Source organism: Ruegeria sp. BF10, from assembly GCF_056538725.1.
Genome location: NZ_JBQFTR010000004.1, coordinates 42,879 through 65,324, shown reverse-complemented (window position 1 = coordinate 65,324; position 22,446 = coordinate 42,879). Strand labels below are relative to the sequence as shown.

The following is a 22,446-nucleotide window of genomic DNA, read 5'->3' as shown; positions in this document are numbered from 1 at the left end:
CAGCATGGCAAGTCGAGAACAACGGCAAAAAACGGCTGGCCGTGTTACAGAACGTAACGGCTCAGATCAGAGGACTTGGTCAATTCTCCAAGATTGTCACTGACGAATTGCGCGTCAACGGTGATTTTCGTACCGGCCTTGTCCGGTGCAGCGAAGGACAGTTCTTCGAAAACCCGTTCCATGACCGTATAGAGCCGCCGCGCGCCGATGTTTTCGATGCTCTGATTCACGTCAGCCGCGATCTTCGCCAATGCCGCGATGCCGTCCTCGGTAAAGCTGACGGTCACGTCCTCGGTGCCCATCAACGCCGTGTATTGCAATGTCAGGGCATTGTCGGTTTCGGTCAGGATGCGCACGAAATCTTCTTCGGTCAGGGCGCGCAGTTCGACACGGATCGGCAGGCGCCCCTGCAATTCCGGCAACAGATCCGACGGTTTGGCGATGTGAAACGCACCCGAGGCGATGAACAGGATATGGTCCGTTTTGACCGGACCGTGCTTGGTGCTGACTGTGGTTCCCTCGATCAAGGGCAGAAGGTCGCGTTGCACCCCTTCCCGGCTGACATCGCCGCCGCGTGCGTCGGAACGGGCGCAGACCTTGTCGATCTCATCCAGAAATACGATGCCGTTCTGTTCGACGGATTCCAGCGCGGTGCGGGTGACGGTTTCGTCATCCAGCAGCTTGTCGGCTTCTTCCCCGATCAGCAAATCATAGCTTTCGGCGACGGTCAGGCGTTTCTTGACGGTGCGTCCGCCAAAGGCCTTGCCGAAAATGTCGCCCAGATTCATCATGCCCATCTGACCGCCCGGCTGCCCCGGAATGTCAAACATCGGCATCGGGTTCGAGGTGTCGGACAGTTCCAGCTCGATCACCGTGTCGTCCAATTCACCGGCTTTCAGCTTTTTGCGGAACATCTCGCGCGTGCCTTCGCGCGCATCCGCGCCAGCAATGGCTTCGATCACGCGGTCTTCGGCGGCCTGATGCGCCTTGGCCTTGACGTCTTCGCGCATGAATTCGCGGGTTTGCAGGATAGCCGCGTCTGCCAGATCGCGCACGATCTGTTCCACATCGCGACCGACATATCCAACCTCGGTGAACTTGGTGGCCTCGACCTTGATAAACGGCGCGCGGGCTAGTTTCGCCAGACGGCGGCTGATTTCGGTCTTGCCGACACCGGTGGGTCCGATCATCAGGATGTTCTTGGGATAGACCTCTTCCCGGATGTCGTCCGGCAATTGCTTGCGGCGCCAGCGATTGCGCAGGGCCACGGCCACGGCACGCTTGGCATCCTTCTGCCCGATGATGAAGCGATCCAGTTCCGAGACAATCTCGCGCGGGGTCAGGTCGGTCAAAGGGCGGTCCTTTCGGTCGGCATTTGTTTCATGCGGCTTAGGTAATCACGGTACGGGCGAAAACAACCAAGCCTGTATTCATGGCCGTGTTGGTTAGCAATGCAGGCTCAGGTTTGCAAATGCTTTGCTTGGGGAATGCGGGATCCGTCTGCTACGGTGTATCGAGGGTTTGAAGGCCAGGAGCGTAAGACATGACGAATATTGCCAAGATTACCCTTCTGTTTGTGGTGTTCGTGGATCTGATCGGACAGGGGCTGGTCTTTCCCATCATCAACTCGCTGATCATGGAAACGAAATCCGGGTTTCTGCCCGAAAACACGCCCGAGGGGCGCAGGCATTTCTATTATGGCCTCGTGATCGGGTGCTTTTTCCTGTCGTGGTTTCTGGGCGTTGTCTATGTTTCGAAAGTATCGGATTCGATCGGGCGCAAGAACGCTTTGCTGGTGTGCCTGGGCGGTGCTCTGGCCGGCTATGCCCTGACGATTGCCGCGCTTTACCTCAACAGCCTTCTTCTGCTGATCGTCGGGCGTTCGATCACCGGGTTTACTGCGGGCAACCAACCCATTGCGCAAGCGGCGATGATCGACGGCAGCACCGACGCGACTGACCGGGACCGGAACATGGGCTATATCGTGACGGGCGTCAGCTTTGGCCTGGTGGGCGGGCCGATCATCGGCGCGGTCCTGTCAGACGCAGCCCTGCTGGGCGGCTTCGCCACGCTGAGAACGCCGTTTTACGGCGCTTTTGTCCTTGTGATGATTGCTATCTTTCTGGTCCTGTTTTTCTTCCAGGATACCCGAACCGATCGTGCACCCTTTGTGTTCCGTCCCCGTGACATAACAGACAGCCTGGCAGCAGTGCGTGGTCACCCGATCGTGTTGAAGATCCTGCCGGTCTATTCGTTCTTCATGATTGCCAACGTCACCTTCTACGTGTTTGTCGACAATTTCCTGACCAGCGCCTTCGGATACGGAGTCATCGGTGGCAGTATGGCGATGGTCGTCATCGGCGTCGCGCTGGCCTTTTCCAGCACGTTTCTGGTGAAACCCGCGCAGGAGAAGTTCAGCAAATATGCGATTATCTACACGTCACTCATCGTCATGGTGATCTGCGGATTCGCATTCGCCTTCAGCCCAAGTGGCATGTTCAGTTACGTGCCGGTCTTTTTCTTCTACTTCCTGTTCGGAATCGCCTACCCCACCATGCTTGGGCTTTTCTCTTCCAGCGTCAGCGAGGCGGATCAGGGCTGGGTCATGGGCGTGACAACCGCGGTGTTCTGCCTTGCGGGCGGGATCATGTCGCTGATAGGGGGCGGATTGATGAGCATCGATATCCGCGTGCCCTACTATGTCGTGATCATCGCAGCGATCATTGGCCTGATCGGCATGCATCGCCGCTGGAAAGGCAAGGAAATCTCGGCGCTGCTAGCCTGAGATCGTCTCAACCGTCAGTTTGCCGTTGGTATAGACGCAGATATCGGCCGCGATGGCCATTGCCTGACGCGCGACCTCTTCCGCCGACTTGTCGCTGTCCATCATCGCGCGCGCGGCGGCCAGTGCAAAATTGCCCCCGGATCCGATGGCGGCCACGTTGTGTTCAGGTTCCAGCACGTCACCCGCCCCGGTGATCACGAACATGTCCTTGCCGTCCGTGACGATCAGCATCGCCTCAAGCTTTTGCAGGTATTTGTCGGTGCGCCAGTCTTTGGCCAATTCCACCGAAGCGCGGGCAAGTTGGCCCGGTGTCGCCTCCAGCTTGGCCTCCAGCCGTTCCAGCAATGTGAAGGCGTCGGCCGTCGACCCGGCAAAGCCGGCGACAACTTCGGACCCTCCGGGGGACAGGCGGCGCACTTTGCGCGCCGTGCCCTTGATCACGGTCTGACCCAGGCTGACCTGCCCATCACCGGCTATGACGATCTGACCGCCCTTCTTGACGCCAATGATCGTCGTGCCGTGCCAACCGGGAAAGTCGTTGTCTGCCATGATCGTCTCCGTTTTCGCTGGCGGTATATATGGGCCGGGTCGCAGGTTGGCGCAACCCGTTCTTCAATTGCCCAAAAGATATGCAAAAAACGCATTCCGGGGTTACCGGACCAGCAATTGTGAGTCCGGGCATGCGGGACTACATGGGGCTCACAACCGACAACGGGTCGGCTGTTTCTTCACAAAGGACCGCGCACATGGCAACCACAGCTAACATTCATGCGCCGCTCGGAGCAGCTACCATCCTGCACGTAGTGGACGCGTTCATCAATGTCGTCAACACCGTTGTCGAATGGAAAGAATCCCGCAAAACCCGCAAACTCCTGTCGGAACTCAGCGACGCTCAGTTGGACGATATCGGCCTGAGCCGCGCAGACATCGCCGATCTCTGATGTTCCCACAGATCACCAATTCAAGACAGCCGCACGGTTTTCCGAGCGGCTTTTTCTTTGTTCAGCCTTGAACGTATTTTCCGGCAAGATCAGGCAGAAATGCCTCGATCGCCGCAGTTGCAACCACGTGCCGCGTTCCCGCTTCTTCATCGACAACGTCAAGCCCACCTTTGACTGCGCGAACCTCGGCCCTGCCCCGCGGCAGATCAGAGGCAACCAGATCGCAATCTACCTGTTCAGGGTCCTGCACGCCGATCGTGACGCTGACGCGCATTTCGGAATGGTCGATCCCCAGTTTCGAAAACAACGTGATGGATGAATGGTGCAAGGCATCCTGCACCGCGCGGCGGGCTGCCTTGGTATAGTCCCGGCCGTACAGGTCGTTGCCTGTTCCCATCTCCAGAATGATGCGTTTTTCACTCATTGTGCGGGCTCCATGTCGAAGGAAACGATCAGGGCGGCGTTGGCAATGACCGTGTGCCCGTCACTGTGGGGCTTTGCGATGTCCAAGCCCCCTTTGGTGACAGTGATGTTGGGATGACCATAGGGAAAGACAGCTTTCAGCGCGTCGATGTCCACCTGATCCGGTTGCTGAACCCCGATTTCGGCATCAATGATCATCGCCTCTTTCGGGAAACCGAACAGCTCCGCCATGTTGACCGAGTTGTGCCAAAGCGCATCCTTGATCGCCCGCAGTGACGCCTGGGTATAGTCCATCCGGCGCAGGGACGTGCCCATCCCGAATTCCACAAGGACCCGCGTTTTTGCCATTGGTTTCTCCGACGTCTTCAAAAAAAAGGCGCCCCGATCTGAGGCGCCTTCGAGACAATCTGTTAGGACCAGATCAGATGGATTCGTCAATCCAGCTTTGCAGGGCGGCTTTGGGCGCCGCGCCGGCGCGGTTGGAAACAACCTGACCGTCCTTGAAGATGAACAGTGCCGGAATGCCGCGCACGCCCATCGCGGCCGCCGCGTTCGGGTTGCTGTCCACATCGACCTTGGCGATCTTTACCTTGTCGCCATACTCGGCTGCCAGTTCTTCCAGCGCGGGGCCGATTTGCTTGCAGGGGCCGCACCATTCGGCCCAGAAATCCACGACCACGGGAACGGTCGAATTCTTGACTTCGGCGTCAAAGGTGTCGTCGGTTACGGCTACGGTCGACATATTCTGTCTCCTGAATGGGGTAAACTTGGGAACAGAACGTAGGTGCCGCTTCGGGTAAGGTCAAGATATCTGGGTGCGGGCCAGTGCATCTGTCACAAGATCGTGTGGCAACCACATCAGGCTTGCCGTTCGAGTCCACAGGATGGCGGTTCGAATGCCGTGGTCCGGATAGATCTGAGCCAGCGCCTGTGCGTACGCCCCCATCTGTCGCAACAGGCCTTCAGGGCAGTCTTCCGCGCGGTCTGGAACGGTGGCATTTGATTTGAAATCAATCACATGCACTTCCGTTCCCGATACGATCAGACGGTCGACAACACCATGCATCCGCTGCCCGTTCAGAGCGGCAGCAATGGGCACTTCGGCCAACGTGTCAGGCGCGAAGACGGGCTGCAAGCCTTCTGCTGTCAGAACAGTTGCGGCTTCGTTCAATATCTCTTGCCGGTCCGTTTCCTGCATATCGGGCAGCAACCGGGCGCAAAGCTCTGGCCAAAGGTCTTTCTCTGCCTCCGGAAGGTGTTCCAGCAGCAGGTGCAGGCGGGTTCCGCGCAGTTTGGCCGTCTCTTCATCCAGGCCGGCATCACCGGGCACCGCCTTTGGGCCACCCAGATCCGAAGGGCTGAGCGTGCTGGCAGGCGCAACCGGATCCGGAGCCGGATGGTGAAACATGTCCGGCAAATCGACTGGCCCAACGTCAGTGTTCGGTTGATCGACCAAGGGCAGCGCGTCCCAATCCCCGTGGGACAGGCGGCGGATATTGGAACCCGGAACCTGCGCGGCCCCGGCCCGGTTCATCGCCGCCTCGACCATCTGATACCAGCTGTTGCCGTCTTTCCCCAAATCGCCTGCCGCCGCTACGATCAACCACTTTTCCGCCCGTGTCAGAGCCACATACAGCAACCGAAGCCGTTCGTTTTCCTCGCGGCTGCGCGCCTCTTCCCGCGCCTGGGAGATCAGGTTTGGTGACGCGTCCGCCGACACTTTCCACAACGGCGTGCCGCCGGCCAGCATGATCTCGGCATCACGCGGAGGCTGGCGTTTGCCGGTGTCCGGCAGGATGACGATCGGCGCCTCCAACCCTTTTGAGCCATGAACGGTCATCACCCGGATCCTGTTGCCGACGCCGCTCATCTGTCGTTTGATTTCCAGATCGTCGGTCTGCATCCAGACCAGAAACCCCGTCAGGCTGGGGATATCCGTTCGCTCATAGGCCAGTGCCTGGGACAGCAGCGCGTTGATGCCATCTTCGGCTTCCGCCCCCAACCGCCCCAACAGCTTGCGCCGCCCGTCATGGCGGGTCAGGATACGTTCGATCAGATCATAGGGGCGCAGAAAGTCGATCTGGCTGCGCAGATCGTTCAGCACCGACAGAGTTTCGGGAAACTCTTCCGCGCGGTTGCGCAGTGCGGCCCAAAGGAACTGTTCCTTGCGACGGTGCGCCAGATCGAAAAGCTGCTGTTCGGACCAGCCGAACAAGGGGGATTTGAGAACCGTCGCCAGGGACAGGCTGTCTTCGGGCGTGGCCAGAAAGCTGAGCAATGCCGCAAGATCCTTGACCGCCAGCTCAGCGCCCACTTTCAACCGATCTGCTCCGGCGATGGGCAGGTGCAGCGCCTTGCAGGCACGGATGATCTCGGCAAACAGGTCCGAGCGGCGTTGCACAAGGATCAGAAAATCCCCCGGCTGCACCTTTCGACGAACGAATTGGCCGGGTTTGCCATCTTCCGGGATCGTCTCACCCCGTTCGATCATGTCTTTGATCGACTGTGCAACCTTTTCGGCCAGAATGACGGTGTGATGCCGTGCGCCGGGACGATCAACCGGATCGGTCCAATCCCCGTCTTCGGTATCTGCAACCTTTTCAACCACGGGCCAAAGATCAACACGACCTGGCAGATCGGCCTTGAAAGCACGGTGCTGACTGTCCTTGTGAAACCCCGCATCAGAGCGGTTTTCGAACAGGATATCGACCAGAGTCAGGATCGCGCTGGAGGATCTAAACGAGTATTCCAACGTCGAATCCCACAGTTTAGAGCCTGATTCAGCCAGTTTCCGGCCAAACTCTTCCTGCATTCTGTCAAAGGCCTGTGGATCGGCGCCCTGAAAGGAATAGATCGATTGCTTCTTGTCACCGACGACGAAGATCGTGCGTTCAACCCCGGATCGGGCCCCTTCCCCGCTGGTGAATTCCTGCGCCAGTTTCTCGATCACGTCCCATTGATCGGGGCTGGTGTCCTGTGCTTCGTCCACAAGAATATGATCGATGCCCCCGTCCAGTCGGTACAGCACCCATTCGGCCACTGCCGGATCGTTCAACACCTGCCGCGCGCGCAGGATCAGGTCGTCGAAATCCAGCCAGCCGCGCAATTGCTTGCGCCGTTCGTATTCCGGCAGGAAGGCTGCGGCAAAACGGTGCAGAACCGCGGTTTTCTGCGCCGCGACCAGCGCCAGACGCTGTTCTCGTGCGGCTTCGATCCGCAGCATGAAGGCCTCGAGCTGCGGCATCCGGTCGGCCAGCACACCTTCGCGCAGGGGTTTGGTCGGAAAAGCGTTGAGTTTGGCCGTGAAGGGTTCCTTTGCGCCCTTCCCTGTCAGAAACACGCTTTCCAACATGGGTAGATGTGCCAATCTGGCTTCGTTGAACCCGGCCAGTTTCGCGGCGGCCTTGGCGTTGTTGCCACCGCTTTCGGTCAAAGCGGGCAGCATGGACCGGATCAGGTCGACTTCGCTACCAAGAAAAACCCGCCCAAGCAGCGCGGTTTCGTCAAAGCCGGCGGGCAGATCGAAGCGATGCAGCAGATCGGACCACTCCAGCGGCTGCGCAAACAGGTTGCGTTTTTGCGTGAGTGCAGCAGTCAGTTTGTCAAAACCCGTGTCCGTGACAAACCGGGCCACATCTTCAATCAACCCGGCCTGAGGGCCTGCGGCGAAATCTTCGACAATCTCCTCTCGCAACAAGGCTGCTGCGCGGTCTTCCATTTCGGTGAACTGCGGGCTGACGCCAGCCTCGAGCGGGAATCGTCGCAGCAACGAGGCGCAGAACGAGTGGATGGTCTGGATTTTCAGACCTCCCGGCGTTTCGATGGCGCGGGCAAACAGGGTGCGTGCTTGCGCCAGCTTGTCCGAGCTGATTTCACCGGGTACACCGAGATCGGTCAGCTGTTCCAGCAAAGAGCTGTTATCCAGCAAGGCCCATTCACCAAGGCGCTTGAACAACCTGTTCTGCATCTCGCTGGCGGCGGCTTTGGTGTAGGTCAGGCACAGGATGTGCTGAGGCTGGACTCCGTCCAGCAACAAACGCGCCACCCGGTCCGTCAAAACCCGGGTTTTGCCAGACCCGGCATTGGCCGCCAGCCAGGTCGAGGCATCGGGGCGCGCGGCCTGCACCTGCCGTTCTGTTGCATCGTTGCGCGGGCTCATGACAGATCCTCGGGGCATGTTTCGGCTGTCCGGTCCCATTCGCCGAACCGAGCCAGGTGATCATAATCACCGATATCTGAATCCTTGTGCAGCATACGACGGGACGAAAATCCCTGATCAGGCTCTAAATAAGCGGAAATCAACTCTTTCAGCTCGGCAAGAACCTTGTCGGTTGGTTCTTTGTCCAAGGGCGCGGCAACCTCCTTGTAGCTGCCACCCATACCGATGAAGATGGCTTCGGCCACGCCTGTCGGGTCCAGGCCCTCAATCCCGCCCTGCTCGGCCATGGCCGCCTCGATCAGCAACTGCTTGTCGAATTTGGATTGCTGACTTTCCGTGGGTGGTGCGCCGGTTTTATAGTCGATGATCCGCAACGCGCCCCGGCTGTTGCAATCGATCCTGTCCGCGCGCCCGACAATGGTGAAATCCAGAGGGTTCAGCACCAGCTTCATCGCCGCCTCAAATGCCACCGGCCCGCCATCAGCCCGGCGTGCGAGTTCTGCGCCAAGGAAGTCCTCCGCGATCCGTTCCAGCCGGGCCAGCCACAGTTTTCTGGCGGTTGGCCAGGCGACATGCTGATCCAACAGGGCGTGTGCCCGTTTCAGGAAGTTTTCCCGCGTCAGCAAAGCGCTGTCGAGGACGCTGTCCTTGATGAAATGCTCGAGGATTTCGTGAATAACAATCCCTCTCAGCAAGGCATCGGGGGCTTGCACAAGTGGATCAAGCGGTCTCAGCCGAAGCACATGTTTGGCGTATATCGCGTATGGGTCGCGGATCAGCCTTTTTATCTCGGTCACAGACAGTCGGCGCGGGCGTGCGGCAGCCGGTGGGCGCGGAGATGGGCGCGGTGCGGGGTCGATAGGCGGCGCATCTTCCAGTGCCTCGGACCAGTTCAGCCATTTTTCGCCCTGAGCGCGCATTTTGGCCAGAGCTTCGGGGCCACCCTGACCCGGCAAACCCTGCAACAGGTTGGTCAGCCGGTTCAGCCAACGTGACGGAACCGTCTCGGCATCATCCGAGCGGGTCGCGCGGGTCAACCACACTTCGGGTGCGCCGACGGCCTGCTGGAAGTCATGCGCAGACAGGCCGATCCGGCGCTCGGGCAGCAACAAGCCGGCTTGGTCACGCATCTGCCGGTTCAGCCAGGGGTCGGGTGTTGGCGCCTCTGGCCAGCTTCCTTCATTCAACCCTCCAAGGATCAGCAGGTCGGCACCCTGCACCCGTGCTTCGAGCGTGCCCCAGATCATGATGTGCGGATGCGGCGCATCGCGGTCACGAACCTCTTCGCCCGCAAGCAGAGCGCCCAGCAGATCGGCAAAGTCATGGGCCGTCATCAGGCCGCCATGCTGCGCCTCTGCCCCAAGCGAATTCAGCACCTCCAGCGCCTTTTGGCCTGCGTTTTTGTCCCACAGAGTACCTGTTTCACCCGTGCTGCCAGCCGAGATCGCCTCGGCCAGTTCGATCAAACGCTCTACCCAGTCAGCGAGGTGCAGTTCATTGGTGATCTGCTGGTCGCAGAAGTGATGCACGACCCATTTGACCCAGCTTTCCGGGGCTTCTTTGCGTACCGCAAAAGCCGTAAGGCTTGCACTGTCAGGAAAGGGCGGGCCGTGGCGGCGCAGGTCAAGCTCCAGATCACGCGTAAGCAGCAAATGGTTTCCGCGGTCACCGCCGTCATGACAAAGCGGGTGCTTCAAAAGGGTCAGCAGCGTCTCGCCTTCCAGACGGCGCGTGAACAGGTTGGCCACATGGCGCAGAAAACGACCCGGCGGAGAAAGTTGCAGCGGCAGGCCAGCACTGTCGTCCGGCACGATGTTCCACCGATCCAGCGCGGCGCTGACCTGGCGGGTCAACATGCGATCCGGCGTGATCAGAGCGGCGGTCTGTCCTGTTTCCGCCGCTTGCCGCAGGCGCAGAGCGATGGCCAATGCCTCGGCGCGGGGTGATTGCGCCTCGACCAGCGTCAGGCCGTCGGTCGCGCCTTTGATATCGGACAGTTTGGGGCCTTCGGTCATCCATGCGTCAGTGACGGGCGCCGGACGTAAAGCCAGGGATACCAGTCGGTTACGAGCGGGTGAGGGGGCTGAAAAATCCGTCCATGGGGTGATCTGACCCGGCGCAAGTTCCAGCGCGCGCATCAACTTGCGGAAACGGTATTGTGGGTGATCTTCAGACGTCAACGCATCATCCAACCCCTGCCAAACGTGATCCGGCTGGTCGAAATCAAATCCAGGCAGCACCAGTGCCCCTTGTGGCAGGCGCGCGATGGCTTCCATCAGCATCAAGGTGGTGCCACGAGACCCGGTAGAGCCCGCCAGAATGACCGGGTGTTGCGGGGGGGCAATCTGCCATCGCGCGACCAGGTTTTCGACCACGCGGCGCTGGCGGGCCTGTGCATCCATCGTCTGCCCGCCGGTGTCGATGAAATGATCCGCGATGCCGATAAAAGCCTGTGCCCGCGCCCAGTGTCCGGACATGTCGCTGACATCCAGTTGCCGGATCGCCTCGGGCGACACGCCCTCGCCCTGCATTTCGTCAATCAGCGAGGCCAGACTGTCGGACAGGTCAAAGACCGAGGATCGGGCGGCAAGATCCGGCTGTTGTTCCAGCAGCTTGGACACAAGCTGAGTCAACTCAAGACGCCGCCGCAGGGGTGGTATGGCTGGTGGAATCTGTGCCAGATCAACCCTTTCACCCAGGTCCGTTACCAACGAGAGACGGGGCAGAAGGCATGGCGGCCCCTGATTGAACAGATCGCGGACACGCCGTTCCATGCGTCTTGTGTTCAGAACCAACTCTATCCGCGCCAAAGCTTCGGGCGGGCCCGAACAGCGCTGCCGCAGGCCATCGACCAACGCTTTTGGGAAATCCGTACCGGGGGGCACGGCAAAAACTCGGGGCAGGGTACCAGACTCAAACATCAGCCAGCAAACCCTCGGCCAGAGCGATACCTTCGGGGCGGCCTACGTCACACCAGCGTCCGGGGTATTCGACCGCAAAAAGCCGACCCTGATCAAGCATCTGGTTCCAAAGCAGGTTGAGCGAAAACGCCGTTTGCGAGAACGAATGCAATCCATCGGTCTTGAGGATCTGTGCTCCACCATACACCAAACCGGGACCACGCGTGATCCGTCCATCTTTTTCGGCCGTGAAATCACCCGATCCAATATGACCAACGGTTCGCGCAACTGGAACACACACCAGCAGCGCGTCCATACGGCTCGGGTCCCAGGCTTTCTGCAACAGGGTCAAAGGATTTGGCCCGGACCAGATCGCGTCGGTGTTCAACGTGAATACGGGGTCGGTGCCCAGCATCGGCAAAGCAGCCCGCAATCCGCCGCCTGTTTCCAGGATTTCAGGGTCTTCCCGAGACAGCAGAACGCCCTTGGGGCCGAGATGCGCTGCGAGCTGATCAGCGTGATAATGCAGGTTGGCAACGGTACGGACAGGATCAAGATCTTTGACAAGGTCCAGCGCATGATCAATCAGTGGTCGCCCCGCCACTTCGATCAATGGCTTGGGCCGGTCTTTGGTCAACACGCCCATGCGGGTGCCGAACCCGGCTGCGAACAGCATTACGGCAAATGGCGATCCGGTCATTGCATTCTCAACTTGGCCAGGTTTTCCGGTGTGGGCCTGGGCAAAGCTTCGTGCAGCAGGGGCGCCACCGAAACCAGGGCAGGGTGATCAAGGTCGCGCATCAGATGTGCCCAGACGGCCGGGATCATGTCCACATAGTGAGGCTTGCCATATTCCGTCGCCAGACGTGCGAAGACGCCAAGGATGCGCAGGTTTCGCTGGGCCCCCAAAACACTGTAGGCCGTGCGGAAATCATGGTCGTCCATACCTGACGCAGAGATGTAGTGGTTGATCATCTGCATTTCGATCCCGGCCGAGACATCTCGGCGTACATCCTGTAGCAGCGACACCAGATCGTAGGCCGGGTGCCCCAGCATGGCCAATTGGAAGTCCAGCAAACCGACACGTTTCACGCCTTCACGCTGCGGCAGCCACAACAGGTTTTCCGCGTGATAATCCCTGAGAATGACAACTTTCGCACCGGATGTTTCACGATGCAGGATGTCCGCGAACCGGTGCTCGAACCGGGACAGGGCGTCTTCATCACATGCTCCCAGGATACCGGCCGAATACTTGGTGAAGGCCAATGAGGCCAGTTCCGTCATCAGGGACGGATCATAAGACGGCAAGGACAGCGAAGGCGCCTGATGCAGGTGGAGCAGCACGTCGGTGGCGGCCCGGTACAATTCGCGTTCTTTGTCGGGATCTTTTTTCAGGACGCGCGCGAAAAGGTCATCACCCAGATCTTCCAGCAACAGAAAACCGTACCGGGTATCTTCTGCGTAGATTTCCGGAGCGCTCAGACCAATCGATCGGAGGTATTCCGCAACGCGCACGAAGGGTTCAACATCGTCACTTTTTTCAGGTGGCGCGTCCATCAAAACCGCAGTGCGCCCGTCGGTTGGATCAATCAGCCGTTCATATCGCCGGTTCGAGGCATCGCCTGCAAGTGGCGTACGTGTTGCCTCGGCCCAGGGTGTTTGTGCAATCAGGGCCTCGGCCAGGACCGTCCTGTTCGTCATGCAGTATTCTCCAGTTTTTCCACCCATTTCGGAGCAGTCCAAGACAGGGTCACATGGCGGAATTCAGTATTGTTAGGGTCTGTTTCAAAGGTCAGCGTCAACGCGCCCCGGGGCGCCAACGGGCCCAGCTTGTCCGGCCATTCCACAAGGCAGATTGCCGTATCAAAAGCTTCCGTCAGGCCCAGTTCGTCAACTTCTTCCGCCGCGCTCAGGCGATACAGGTCGCAATGCCATATTTCCCCTGATGGCGTGTCGTAAGCCTGGACCAAAGTGAAAGTTGGCGAGGGCACATCTTCGGGTTCAGCCATCAATGACTGAATGAGGTTGCGCGCGAAATGCGTCTTGCCGCTGCCGATCGAGCCTTCCAGCAGAACGACATCGCCCGGGCGCAGTGATGTTCCCAATTGCCGTGCGAAAATTGCGGTTTCTTCGGGCGATTTGAAAGTAAAAGATCGGGCGGTCTGTGTCATGCCGCCACAATGGCCTTGCGCCTGACCGGCTGCAACCCGGTTCAGGCGCTGATCTGTTCCATCGCGGTGGATTTCGACGGAAACTCGGATTGCGTAAACCGGACGATTGTCGCGCCGTTGTGAACCGGTGTGACGGTGCAATCCACGGTAATGCCGGTTCTCATCTGGATTTCAGCGGTCCATTCGGCGCGGTTTTCCCGCATTTCGACAAAATCCCGAACCTCACCCAAAACCGGCGTCGCAATACAGAGGTCTTGCCAGCGTCGCGTGACATCGGTGACCGTTTCGCTTTGGAACCCGACCTCGTGCGCGTCTCCCCACAGTTTCTGATACGCATAGTTTGTAAAGGCCAGCGTGCCGTCATCCGCAAAGACGGCAATCGCATCCGCCAGTTTGTCCAGGATCGATTGCATCAGATCCATTTCTGATCGAAAGCGCCGCGTCAGCGTGATTTCGGCGGTGATATCCTCGAACAGAAAGGCCACTGCTCCGTCCGGATGAGGGCGCCCGCTGACGGAATAGACCGATCCGGATGGCAGCGACCACGTCTCGTGATAGTTTCCATCTTCAGCCGCTTCGAGAAGGTCGTTCATCTGACGCCGCCAGCTGCGGTAATTCTTCGGCTCGGGCATCATGTGTTGATCGCGCAAACGGTCAAAAAAACTGCTCAGGCTGGGGCGGCAACTGAGGAAATCAGGCGGCAACGAGGTCAGGTCGATCAGGGCCGGGTTGAACAGGGCCAGTTGCCGATTGCGGTCAAAAATGGCGAGACCAATGGACAATTGAGCAAAGGTCTTGGTCATGGTCTGCACGAATTTGCGCTGGGCGGTCTCCGCCTCGACAATCGCGTTGACGTCAACGGCATAGCACAGATGACCATTCTCGTGTTCGATCCGAGTCAAGTCGAACCAAAGCTTGCGATCAGTATCTGCCACATACACCGACACGCGAATTTTTCCGGTGGGTCTTTTGGCATCTTCCGGGCCTTCAAAAAGCGGCGCAGTCAGATCGGTGTCCTGATCACGTGCCTTTTGAACAAGTGCGACATAGGCGGCATTGCACCATTGCACCCGGTTGTCATTGTCCACCAGCCATACCGGATAAGGGGCCAGATCCATTGCCAGACGGGTCGGTTCGCTTGGGGTGGCCGGTCCTGCCGGGGAGGCCTTTGCGCTTTCGCAAAGTCGAACGCGGACGATACCATCAATCCACTCACACACGACTTCTCGTTCGATCGTGCAGTCAATGGCCGATACCACGATTCTACCCTGATCGCGCACTATGTCAGGCGTTTCGGGGAAAGTGGGGAAATCCCTTTGCAACAGGCGCCGCAGGTCCTGCCAGTTTCCAACATGTTCCAACCCGGCCAGAGCGAAATCAGAATGGCTGATCAGTCGATCACCGTCGAACAGAAATACGGCGTCAAACAGCGAGGTGTGTGAAAACAGACCAAAAGACTTGTCGCGCTGCGCCCGGCGCGGCAGCAGCCACAGAACGGCGAAACAGCACGAAACAAGACTGATCGCGGCCAGAATGATCCAATCGGCCATCAAACTCCCCAAGCCTGAACGATATCCGGACAGACTATGCGTGGGATTGGTTAACGGTCTCTTAATTCACACCTGGATGCGCGTGTTGGAACCGGAAGGGACGGGCGTGTCGCCTTTTTGTGCGTCAATCGATTTGCGAGGCCAGGTCACCTTGACGATGGCCCCGCGCCGATCCGGGTTGTCAGTCAGATGCTGGTAAGGGTCAGAACCATTGGCGAATTCCAGATCGGCACCGCTGCGTTCCAGCAGGGTTTTGGCGATGAACAATCCCAGGCCCATGCCTTCGTATTCCGGGCGTGCTCTCTGATCGGATTCCGCCCGTCTGCGGCGCATAAAGGGGTCGCCGATGCGTCCGATCATGTGGGGCGGGAATCCACGCCCGTCATCCATGATGCTGACGGTGATCCGGCCGTCGGTCCATTCGGCCTCGACCCAGACATTTGCACGGGCGAAATCCACCGCATTCTGAATCAGGTTGCGCAACCCGTGAATGATCTCGGGTTTGCGCAGAATCGAGGGCTGCTGAACATCCCCGTCCTGCGCGGGGCCTTCTGAAAAATGAACCTCTTTGCCGCGACCGACATGTGGTTCGGCCGCTTCGTTCACCACTGTCGAAAGCGGCGCCTGCCGCAGATGCAGATCATCTTTGCCCGCCCGCCCCATGTCGCGCAGAATGTCACGGCAACGGTCTGCCTGCTCGCGGATCAAAGCGGCGTCTTCTTTCAGGTCCGGGCGGTCGTCCAGTTCTTCGATCAGTTCCGCGCTGGTCAGTTTTATCGTCGCCAGAGGCGTGCCCAGTTCATGCGCGGCAGCGGCAACGACGCCCCCCAGATCGGTCAGCTTCTGTTCGCGCGCCAGCGCCATATGCGTGGCGGCCAGCGCTTCCGACATGGATTGGACTTCGGAACTGACGCGGTGGGAATAGGCGCCGATGAAGATGATGGCGATGATGATTGCGGCCCAGTTTCCGAACAGAAGGATATCCGGGATATCCAGAACAAGCCCGAGGCTTGTCCGCAACGGAAGGTGAAATTCCGCAAGAACAGTTGTCAGAACGATTGCAACGGCGCCGACGATCAGGGTCGATCGTGTGCTCATGACATTGGCTGAAATCGTGACCGGGCCCAGCAGAAGCAGCGCAAACGGGTTGTTCAGCCCGCCTGTCAAATACAGCAGGATTGACAGTTGCAGCAGGTCGAACAGAACCATCAGGAAGTTTTCAAACTCGGTCAGGCGCTTGTTCTGCGGAAACAGCAAAATGGCGGTCAGGTTGCCCATGACCGAGATTCCGATGGCCAGGTAACACAGGCCCAGTTCCAGCTGCACGTCATAGTATCGCTGCGCCACCGTGATTGCGGTGAGCTGGCCGATGATGGCCACCCATCGCAAAAGGATCAGGGTCCGCAGACGAATCCAGCTGCTGCGTTCCTGGCCGCGCCAAAAAGTCTGATTGGATTCTGCCATCGGTTGCTTATGTCCTGTTGCATCGGCTGGTCATCTTGATAGGTGTCCCGGCCGGAACGATCAACAACCCCTTGCGACCGGATAATCGAAATGAGCCGTCTACTGTACGCAATTCTCGCAACCCTTGCTCTGGCCAGCGGACTTGGGGCCATGTGGCTTCTGACGTCGGGCGGCGGGTCCGATGACAAGTTCGCACAATGCCGGTCCAGCCAGATCGCCGGGGGTTCCGCCGCAATTGGCGGGCCATTTGAACTGGTGAATGGCAAGGGCGAGACGGTCACGGACAAAGACGTGATCACCGAACCGACACTGGTTTATTTTGGATATACGTTCTGCCCGGACGTTTGCCCGTTCGACATGTCCCGCAACGCCGAGGCCGTCGATATTCTGGCCGAACGCGGGTTGTCGGTGACACCGTTGTTCATCTCAATCGACCCGGATCGCGATACGCCCGAAGTGATGGCCGATTATGCCTTCAACCTCGGGGGCAAGACGATCGCGCTGACCGGCTCGCCCGAACAGGTCAAGGCGGCCAGCAAGGCCTACAAGACCTATTACAAGGCGCATGACAAAAGCGACGAATTCTATCTGGTTGACCATTCCACTTTCACATATCTGGTCACACCCGAAGATGGATTCCTGGAGTTTTTCAAGCGCGAAGACACGGCAGAACAGATGGCGGACAAGGTTGAATGCTTTCTGAAGCAGGGCGCGTCGTAACAAGGTTGTTTGACCTTTGTTCCCGCGCTGCTATTACTCATGTTCGAGCCAAAAGCATGAAATAGCGAAAGACCTAACATATGGCAGATACTTCTCAGCTTGACATCGGCCCTGATAAATCCCTGCTTTTGGTTGATGATGACGAGCCGTTTCTGAGACGTCTGGCCAAGGCCATGGAAAAGCGTGGCTTCGAGGTTGAAACCGCAGGATCCGTCGCGGCAGGGCGCGCGATATCCACCGCCCGGCCCCCGGCTTATGCCGTGGTCGATTTGCGGCTTGAGGATGGCAACGGCCTGGACGTTGTCGAGGTGTTGCGGGAAAAACGCCCTGACAGCCGCGTTGTTGTTCTGACCGGATATGGTGCGATCGCGACCGCCGTCGCGGCTGTCAAGATCGGCGCGACCGACTATCTGTCAAAGCCGGCGGACGCCACCGATATCACGAACGCATTGCTGGCGAAGGGCGACGAGATGCCCCCGCCGCCGGAAAACCCCATGAGCGCGGATCGTGTGCGCTGGGAACATATCCAGCGCGTCTATGAGCTGTGTGACCGGAATGTCTCTGAAACCGCGCGACGGTTGAATATGCATCGGCGGACGTTGCAGCGGATACTGGCGAAACGCAGCCCTCGTTAGGTCGGCCGGCCGCTCGATGACGGTTTAGTGACTTGTAACCTTGGACCCTGTCGAGGACTGTTCGGCTATCTGGAAACTTTTGTCAGAACAGGACCACTCGATGATCGGATATGTAACCGTAGGCGTTTCGGATATGGAACGCGCCAAGGACTTCTATACCAAACTTTTCGCGGGCAAGGGCGCGAAAGTGGTTATAGACGCAGGCCGGATCGCGTTCATCGGCAACAGACCAGACGCGCCGATGCTGGCGGTGTGCGAGCCCTACGACGGTGATGCCTGCGTCGCCGGAAATGGCAACATGGTCGCCTTTGCAGCCGCCTCCAAGGATGAGGTCAAGGAACTTTACGACAAGGCAATCAGCCTGGGTGCGGTGGACGAAGGCGAACCCGGTCAACGTGTCCCCGACAGGTTCTATGGTGCCTATGTGCGTGACCCGGATGGCAACAAATTGTGCTTCTACGTCTTTGGCTGAAACAGGGTGACAACAAACCCTGTCCAAGCTTCGGACAGTTCTGCGGGCAGTTTCCGTTCAGTACCTTCAGGGTGAGCAGGAGATTTCTGCGCAGAGCTGCTGCGCCAGCTGACGATATCCGATAGCGTTGGGATGCAGCCCGTCCGATGTCCATTCGGCGGTGTTCTCGCCGTACCCGTCCGGCGGGGTCAGAAATGTGCAGTTCGCCATCTCCTGACAGGCGCGTTGGGCAGCCGAATTGAAGGCCGTTCGAAACGCCTCTTTCTCCGGGGTCCAGCTTGCACCGGTGACGGGCAACACAGCACGCCAGATCAACCTTTCGGCGGGCATGAACACGGTCTTCAACTGTGCGACATACTCTGCAATCTCCTCCGGAGGTGTGGCAGTCAGAGCGTCATTGACCCCGATTCCAAGATACCATGTCGGAACATGGGCAATCAGATCCGGTTTTGCCCGCGCGATGAGGCCCGGGGTGGTGTCGCGGCTGATCCCAAGGTTCAGCGAGTTGGGCAGGATGTTGCTGGTCAACCACCCTTCGATTATGGAATCACCGATGAAAGCGATCTGAATATCCGGTGAAGCCAGCGCCTGAGAAATTGGCCGTTCGTGCAGCCAGACCATGAGTTTGTAGTGATCGGTTTCCGTGACCGGGACATACGCGCCAGAGATTTTTCTGAGTGCCTTCGAAACATACCCGGTTTCGACCAACGCTGCCGCAAGAACAACAGTCAGCACGACGTTGACGACAAGAAAAGCTCGGGTTCCGGTCTTTGTTTTCATCTTTTTCCACCAGTCCCCCGTACCACTCACCGCCTTCGGACAGCGTCTCTCAGATCTGTGCGATCAACTCTGCGTGCCGTGCTGTAAAGGCGTGCCGCACCTCGACCGGGGGGCGCAGCCTGATCTGTAAACCCGCCATGACCCCCCTGTCCGGACGGCCAAAGAATTTCGTGGCTTCGGCCTCGGAAAAGCCCGCGATTTGTGTGGCCTCCATCCAGGCACTGATCTTGTCGGCCTTCTTGATCTGGCGCTTCACCGTTTTTGGGACCTCAGCCGGTAGTCCAAACCGTATATGGATTGCTGCCGCCAGCCGGTCGTCCAACGCGCCATAGTCTGGGCCGACGGCGGATTTCACAGGCGAGATCATGTCGCCGATCACATATTCGGGCGCGTCATGTAACAATGCGGCCAAACGCCATTTCATGGGTGTTTTGGGGGCAATACGGCCAAAAATCTCTTCAACCAGCAGGGAATGTTCGGCCACGGAATACGCGAAATCGCCGTTTGTCTGACCGTTCCAACGAGCGACAAAGGCAAGGCCGTGTGCGATGTCTTCAATCTCGATATCCACCGGTGTCGGATCCAGCAGGTCCAGCCTGCGGCCCGACAGCATCCTTTGCCACGCTCTGGGTTGTGTTGCCATTCTGCCATGCCTTGTGAAGTTGGACACGTTCAATTCGCGTTTTTATGGTATGATGTACCTGTCTGGGTCACATGCTGCCAACATTTTCTTGAGCGTTCGTGCTTTGAAACGGCGCGGTAGGATCCCGACATTAAAGACTGAGGGGGGTGCATTCTCCTCCCAGTGTGCCCCTCTCGAACGGAAACACGTATCGAAAGGAGCACCCTATGTTCAAACGTTTATTCGCAATCGCACTGACTTTCGGAATGGCCGCCACCGCGCCGCCTGCCTTTGCCCAGAATTGTGCGGCACGGGACGACATCATATCCAAATTGCAGGAGAACTATGCCGAGGAATTGGCCTTTGGCGGCCTGCAAAAAACACGCGGCGCGCAATCGGTGATGGAGGTTTGGACCTCGAAAGAAACGGGAAGTTATACCGTTTTGGTAACCAATGCGAACGGTATCAGTTGTATTGTTGCCGTTGGTACCGATTTTTTTGAAGCGATACCAAAGATCGAAATTGAAGGCACACCAAGCTGATATTGGCCATATCGTTTCCGATCACAGTCTTCAAAGTTGCCACCTGCCCCAAGGAATGCTAGGGGCAGCCAGGACTGTGAATTACCGGAAAATGGAGCACCTGATGGCCGGGGACTATATCGTTAAAGACATTTCATTGGCTGGCTTTGGCCGCAAAGAACTGGACATAGCCGAAACCGAGATGCCGGGCCTGATGTCCCTGCGCGCGGAATATGGCGAAAGCAAACCTCTGAAAGGTGCGCGGATCGTTGGATCGCTGCACATGACCATCCAGACGGGCGTTCTGATCGAAACTCTGGTGGCGCTGGGCGCGGATGTGCGCTGGGCGTCGTGCAACATCTTCTCGACCCAGGACCACGCCGCCGCCGCGATCGCCGAGGCGGGTATTCCCGTCTTCGCCGTCAAAGGCCAGACGCTGGAAGAGCACTGGGATTATCTGGACAAATCCTTCCTGTTCGAAGACGGCCCGAACATGATCCTGGACGATGGCGGTGACGCGACGCTCTACATCCTGCTGGGCGCCCGTGCCGAAGCGGGTGAGGACATCATCCCTGTTCCGGGTTCGGAAGAGGAAGAAGTGATCAAGAAGCAGATCGCCAAGCGTATGGCGGCAAGCCCGGGCTGGTTCACCAAGATGCGTGACCAGATCAAGGGCGTTTCCGAGGAAACCACCACCGGTGTGAACCGCCTGTATCAACTGGTCAAGGAAGGCCACCTGCCGTTCCCGGCGATCAACGTGAATGACAGCGTCACCAAGTCGAAATTCGACAACAAATACGGCTGCAAGGAATCGCTGGTTGACGGTATCCGCCGCGCCACCGACACGATGATGGCCGGCAAGGTTGCCGTGGTCTGCGGTTACGGTGATGTGGGCAAAGGCTCGGCCGCGTCGTTGCGTGGTGCGGGTGCCCGTGTAAAAGTCACCGAAGTCGACCCGATCTGCGCCCTGCAAGCCGCGATGGACGGGTTCGAAGTGACCCTGCTGGAAGACGAAGTCGCCAGCGCGGATATCTTCATCACAACCACCGGCAACAAGGACGTGATCCGCATCGAGCATATGCGCGAGATGAAGGACATGGCCATCGTCGGCAACATCGGCCACTTCGACAACGAAATTCAGGTGGCCAGCCTGAAGAACCACAAATGGACCAACATCAAGGAACAGGTGGACATGATCGAGATGCCCTCGGGCAACCGCATCATCCTGCTGTCCGAAGGCCGTCTGCTGAACCTGGGCAACGCCACCGGGCACCCGTCCTTCGTGATGTCGGCCTCGTTCACCAACCAGGTTCTGGCCCAGATCGAACTGTTCACCAAGGGTGACCAGTACGAGAACAAGGTCTACATCCTGCCCAAACATCTGGATGAGAAAGTGGCCCGCCTGCATCTGGACCGCATCGGCGTGAAGCTGACCCAGATGGATGCGGATCAGGCCGCTTACATCGGTGTCAAACCGGAAGGTCCGTACAAGCCGGAACACTACCGCTACTGATCGCCGTCTGGTATGACGCAGAATTCTGGGCGCCGCCGGTATTTTTACCTGGCGGCGTCTTTCCTTTTCAGGCTGGCGGTTGTTGTGATCCTTTTGGGCGGTGGTGTCTGGTGGGTGTTGGCGCATCCCGAAACGCCGATACCGTCGCACTGGAACCCGTTGCGTGATCTAAAGGTAACCGCCCCGATCACACCCGTCACAAAGGTCCAGTTGAACCGCGCGCTGGCCAGCGAAGCACGGTGCAGGGCCGCTCTGGAAGACGCAGGTGTTCAGTTTGAGGCGATGGAGGATCTGATTGTCGATCAGAACTGCGGCATCGCCGGTCGGGGTCGTCTGACCAAATTGGTGACATCGCGGATCGAGGATGTTGAAACCAGTTGCGCCACGGCGTTGCGCCTGACCATGTGGGAACATCACGTCGTGCAGCCCGCCGCACGCGATCTGCTTGGGGCGGACATTTCCCGACTGCGCCACATCGGCAGTTACAATTGCCGCCGCATACGCACCGCGCAGGGTCAAAACAGTGGGTGGAGCAGCCATGCCCGCGCGGATTCGATAGATATCGTCGGTGTGGATACCGTTGACGGTCGAACGCTGACCTTGCTGTCAAACTGGCAGGGCTCCGGACCGGAAGGCGCCTTTTTTCGACTGATCTGGCGCGGGGCCTGCGGTTGGTTTCGTGTGGTTCTTGGGCCCGACTTCAATCGCTTGCACGCGGATCATTTCCACTTGCAAGGCCCGGGGTGGGGCTATTGCCGCTAGAATTTTTCGGAAAGAAACTTGCTGGCTG

General features: G+C 58.6%; 21 protein-coding genes and 1 pseudogene. 8 read left to right on the top strand and 14 right to left on the bottom strand.

Translation table 11 applies throughout. The features are described from left to right. Positions 1–44: 44 nt before the first annotated feature. Positions 45–1,352 carry an ATP-dependent protease ATPase subunit HslU gene (gene hslU / locus ACR0DJ_RS15380; RefSeq protein WP_257599679.1) on the bottom strand — a complete coding sequence of 436 codons (1,308 nt, stop codon included), beginning with the start codon at positions 1,350–1,352 and terminating at the stop codon, positions 45–47. A gap of 191 nt (positions 1,353–1,543) precedes the next feature. Between hslU and ACR0DJ_RS15375 the strand changes: the two genes are divergently transcribed. Further along, positions 1,544–2,785, top strand: coding sequence for an MFS transporter (locus ACR0DJ_RS15375; protein WP_480685532.1), 1,242 nt, complete (start codon positions 1,544–1,546; stop codon positions 2,783–2,785). Here the strand turns inward: ACR0DJ_RS15375 and hslV are convergent. Next, positions 2,777–3,334, bottom strand: coding sequence for an ATP-dependent protease subunit HslV (gene hslV / locus ACR0DJ_RS15370; protein ID WP_170345873.1), 558 nt, complete (start codon positions 3,332–3,334; stop codon positions 2,777–2,779). The genes ACR0DJ_RS15375 and hslV overlap by 9 nt on opposite strands. A gap of 197 nt (positions 3,335–3,531) precedes the next feature. On the opposite strand from hslV, the gene ACR0DJ_RS15365 reads away from it, so the two are divergent. Beyond that, positions 3,532–3,726 (top strand): DUF1127 domain-containing protein, encoded by a 195-nt coding sequence (locus ACR0DJ_RS15365; protein WP_171640561.1) that lies wholly within the window; start codon positions 3,532–3,534, stop codon positions 3,724–3,726. A gap of 61 nt (positions 3,727–3,787) precedes the next feature. On the opposite strand, the gene ACR0DJ_RS15360 is transcribed toward ACR0DJ_RS15365, so the two are convergent. The 10 genes and pseudogenes from ACR0DJ_RS15360 to regB form a co-directional block, all read right to left on the bottom strand. Then, complete coding sequence (locus ACR0DJ_RS15360; RefSeq protein ID WP_170345876.1) at positions 3,788–4,150, bottom strand: Lin0512 family protein; 363 nt, start codon at positions 4,148–4,150, stop codon at positions 3,788–3,790. Further along, positions 4,147–4,497: a Lin0512 family protein gene (locus ACR0DJ_RS15355; RefSeq protein ID WP_257599675.1), complete on the bottom strand. Its 351-nt coding sequence runs from the start codon at positions 4,495–4,497 to the stop codon at positions 4,147–4,149. The genes ACR0DJ_RS15360 and ACR0DJ_RS15355 overlap by 4 nt, the downstream gene beginning before the upstream one ends. A 73-nt stretch (positions 4,498–4,570) precedes the next feature. After that, positions 4,571–4,900, bottom strand: a pseudogene (trxA, locus tag ACR0DJ_RS15350) (thioredoxin); the annotation flags it as partial. A gap of 51 nt (positions 4,901–4,951) precedes the next feature. Continuing rightward, positions 4,952–8,308 carry a double-strand break repair helicase AddA gene (gene addA / locus ACR0DJ_RS15345; RefSeq protein ID WP_480685530.1) on the bottom strand — a complete coding sequence of 1,119 codons (3,357 nt, stop codon included), beginning with the start codon at positions 8,306–8,308 and terminating at the stop codon, positions 4,952–4,954. After that, positions 8,305–11,229, bottom strand: coding sequence for a double-strand break repair protein AddB (addB, locus tag ACR0DJ_RS15340; protein ID WP_480685529.1), 2,925 nt, complete (start codon positions 11,227–11,229; stop codon positions 8,305–8,307). Before addB ends, addA begins: the two co-directional genes overlap by 4 nt. Further along, positions 11,222–11,908: a nucleotidyltransferase family protein gene (locus ACR0DJ_RS15335; protein ID WP_480685528.1), complete on the bottom strand. Its 687-nt coding sequence runs from the start codon at positions 11,906–11,908 to the stop codon at positions 11,222–11,224. The genes addB and ACR0DJ_RS15335 overlap by 8 nt, the downstream gene beginning before the upstream one ends. Further along, a complete protein-coding gene (locus ACR0DJ_RS15330; RefSeq protein WP_480685527.1) occupies positions 11,905–12,909 on the bottom strand; it encodes an aminoglycoside phosphotransferase family protein in 1,005 nt (334 codons plus the stop codon). Before ACR0DJ_RS15330 ends, ACR0DJ_RS15335 begins: the two co-directional genes overlap by 4 nt. Next, the gene (gene tsaE, locus ACR0DJ_RS15325; RefSeq protein WP_480685525.1) at positions 12,906–13,379 is read right to left on the bottom strand and encodes a tRNA (adenosine(37)-N6)-threonylcarbamoyltransferase complex ATPase subunit type 1 TsaE; all 474 of its coding nucleotides are present in this window, start codon (positions 13,377–13,379) and stop codon (positions 12,906–12,908) included. Before tsaE ends, ACR0DJ_RS15330 begins: the two co-directional genes overlap by 4 nt. A 41-nt stretch (positions 13,380–13,420) precedes the next feature. Further along, entirely contained in the window at positions 13,421–14,929 is a 1,509-nt protein-coding gene (locus ACR0DJ_RS15320) for a PAS-domain containing protein (RefSeq protein WP_480685523.1), read from the bottom strand. A 66-nt stretch (positions 14,930–14,995) separates the two neighbouring features. Beyond that, on the bottom strand, positions 14,996–16,393 hold the full coding sequence (regB, locus tag ACR0DJ_RS15315; RefSeq protein WP_480685522.1) for a sensor histidine kinase RegB: 1,398 nt from the start codon (positions 16,391–16,393) through the stop codon (positions 14,996–14,998). A gap of 90 nt (positions 16,394–16,483) precedes the next feature. Between regB and ACR0DJ_RS15310 the strand changes: the two genes are divergently transcribed. From ACR0DJ_RS15310 to ACR0DJ_RS15300, 3 genes are all read left to right on the top strand, one after another. Then, positions 16,484–17,113: an SCO family protein gene (locus ACR0DJ_RS15310; protein WP_170345895.1), complete on the top strand. Its 630-nt coding sequence runs from the start codon at positions 16,484–16,486 to the stop codon at positions 17,111–17,113. A gap of 80 nt (positions 17,114–17,193) precedes the next feature. Then, on the top strand, positions 17,194–17,748 hold the full coding sequence (locus ACR0DJ_RS15305; RefSeq protein ID WP_152459641.1) for an ActR/PrrA/RegA family redox response regulator transcription factor: 555 nt from the start codon (positions 17,194–17,196) through the stop codon (positions 17,746–17,748). Positions 17,749–17,848: 100 nt separating this feature from the next. Next, entirely contained in the window at positions 17,849–18,220 is a 372-nt protein-coding gene (locus ACR0DJ_RS15300; RefSeq protein ID WP_170345897.1) for a VOC family protein, read from the top strand. A gap of 66 nt (positions 18,221–18,286) precedes the next feature. Here the strand turns inward: ACR0DJ_RS15300 and ACR0DJ_RS15295 are convergent, their stop codons facing one another. Both ACR0DJ_RS15295 and ACR0DJ_RS15290 read right to left on the bottom strand, forming a co-directional pair. Further along, the gene (locus ACR0DJ_RS15295) at positions 18,287–19,000 is read right to left on the bottom strand and encodes an SGNH/GDSL hydrolase family protein (RefSeq protein ID WP_480685520.1); all 714 of its coding nucleotides are present in this window, start codon (positions 18,998–19,000) and stop codon (positions 18,287–18,289) included. Between the two features lie 49 nt (positions 19,001–19,049). Next, positions 19,050–19,643: an HD domain-containing protein gene (locus ACR0DJ_RS15290; protein ID WP_425079480.1), complete on the bottom strand. Its 594-nt coding sequence runs from the start codon at positions 19,641–19,643 to the stop codon at positions 19,050–19,052. A gap of 206 nt (positions 19,644–19,849) precedes the next feature. Between ACR0DJ_RS15290 and ACR0DJ_RS15285 the strand changes: the two genes are divergently transcribed. The 3 genes from ACR0DJ_RS15285 to ACR0DJ_RS15275 all read left to right on the top strand — a co-directional run bounded on the left by ACR0DJ_RS15285 (position 19,850) and on the right by ACR0DJ_RS15275 (position 22,418). Next, the gene (locus ACR0DJ_RS15285; RefSeq protein WP_170345903.1) at positions 19,850–20,164 is read left to right on the top strand and encodes a hypothetical protein; all 315 of its coding nucleotides are present in this window, start codon (positions 19,850–19,852) and stop codon (positions 20,162–20,164) included. Positions 20,165–20,267: 103 nt separating this feature from the next. Continuing rightward, positions 20,268–21,656: an adenosylhomocysteinase gene (gene ahcY / locus ACR0DJ_RS15280; protein ID WP_170345905.1), complete on the top strand. Its 1,389-nt coding sequence runs from the start codon at positions 20,268–20,270 to the stop codon at positions 21,654–21,656. 12 nt (positions 21,657–21,668) lie between these two features. Next, positions 21,669–22,418, top strand: a complete 750-nt coding sequence (locus ACR0DJ_RS15275) for an extensin-like domain-containing protein (RefSeq protein ID WP_170345906.1) — start codon at positions 21,669–21,671, stop codon at positions 22,416–22,418. Positions 22,419–22,446 lie beyond the last annotated feature (28 nt).

Bases quoted from the DNA above. Each gene is read 5' to 3' on its own strand.
- ACR0DJ_RS15375 (WP_480685532.1), top strand. From the start codon at position 1,544: ATGACGAATATTGCCAAGATTACCCTTCTGTTTGTGGTGTTCGTGGAT.
- hslV (WP_170345873.1), bottom strand. From the start codon at position 3,334: ATGGCAGACAACGACTTTCCCGGTTGGCACGGCACGACGATCATTGGC.
- ACR0DJ_RS15365 (WP_171640561.1), top strand. From the start codon at position 3,532: ATGGCAACCACAGCTAACATTCATGCGCCGCTCGGAGCAGCTACCATC.
- ACR0DJ_RS15360 (WP_170345876.1), bottom strand. From the start codon at position 4,150: ATGAGTGAAAAACGCATCATTCTGGAGATGGGAACAGGCAACGACCTG.
- ACR0DJ_RS15355 (WP_257599675.1), bottom strand. From the start codon at position 4,497: ATGGCAAAAACGCGGGTCCTTGTGGAATTCGGGATGGGCACGTCCCTG.
- addA (WP_480685530.1), bottom strand. From the start codon at position 8,308: ATGAGCCCGCGCAACGATGCAACAGAACGGCAGGTGCAGGCCGCGCGC.
- addB (WP_480685529.1), bottom strand. From the start codon at position 11,229: ATGTTTGAGTCTGGTACCCTGCCCCGAGTTTTTGCCGTGCCCCCCGGT.
- ACR0DJ_RS15335 (WP_480685528.1), bottom strand. From the start codon at position 11,908: ATGACCGGATCGCCATTTGCCGTAATGCTGTTCGCAGCCGGGTTCGGC.
- ACR0DJ_RS15330 (WP_480685527.1), bottom strand. From the start codon at position 12,909: ATGACGAACAGGACGGTCCTGGCCGAGGCCCTGATTGCACAAACACCC.
- tsaE (WP_480685525.1), bottom strand. From the start codon at position 13,379: ATGACACAGACCGCCCGATCTTTTACTTTCAAATCGCCCGAAGAAACC.
- ACR0DJ_RS15320 (WP_480685523.1), bottom strand. From the start codon at position 14,929: ATGGCCGATTGGATCATTCTGGCCGCGATCAGTCTTGTTTCGTGCTGT.
- regB (WP_480685522.1), bottom strand. From the start codon at position 16,393: ATGGCAGAATCCAATCAGACTTTTTGGCGCGGCCAGGAACGCAGCAGC.
- ACR0DJ_RS15310 (WP_170345895.1), top strand. From the start codon at position 16,484: ATGAGCCGTCTACTGTACGCAATTCTCGCAACCCTTGCTCTGGCCAGC.
- ACR0DJ_RS15305 (WP_152459641.1), top strand. From the start codon at position 17,194: ATGGCAGATACTTCTCAGCTTGACATCGGCCCTGATAAATCCCTGCTT.
- ACR0DJ_RS15300 (WP_170345897.1), top strand. From the start codon at position 17,849: ATGATCGGATATGTAACCGTAGGCGTTTCGGATATGGAACGCGCCAAG.
- ACR0DJ_RS15295 (WP_480685520.1), bottom strand. From the start codon at position 19,000: ATGAAAACAAAGACCGGAACCCGAGCTTTTCTTGTCGTCAACGTCGTG.
- ACR0DJ_RS15290 (WP_425079480.1), bottom strand. From the start codon at position 19,643: ATGGCAACACAACCCAGAGCGTGGCAAAGGATGCTGTCGGGCCGCAGG.
- ACR0DJ_RS15285 (WP_170345903.1), top strand. From the start codon at position 19,850: ATGTTCAAACGTTTATTCGCAATCGCACTGACTTTCGGAATGGCCGCC.
- ahcY (WP_170345905.1), top strand. From the start codon at position 20,268: ATGGCCGGGGACTATATCGTTAAAGACATTTCATTGGCTGGCTTTGGC.
- ACR0DJ_RS15275 (WP_170345906.1), top strand. From the start codon at position 21,669: ATGACGCAGAATTCTGGGCGCCGCCGGTATTTTTACCTGGCGGCGTCT.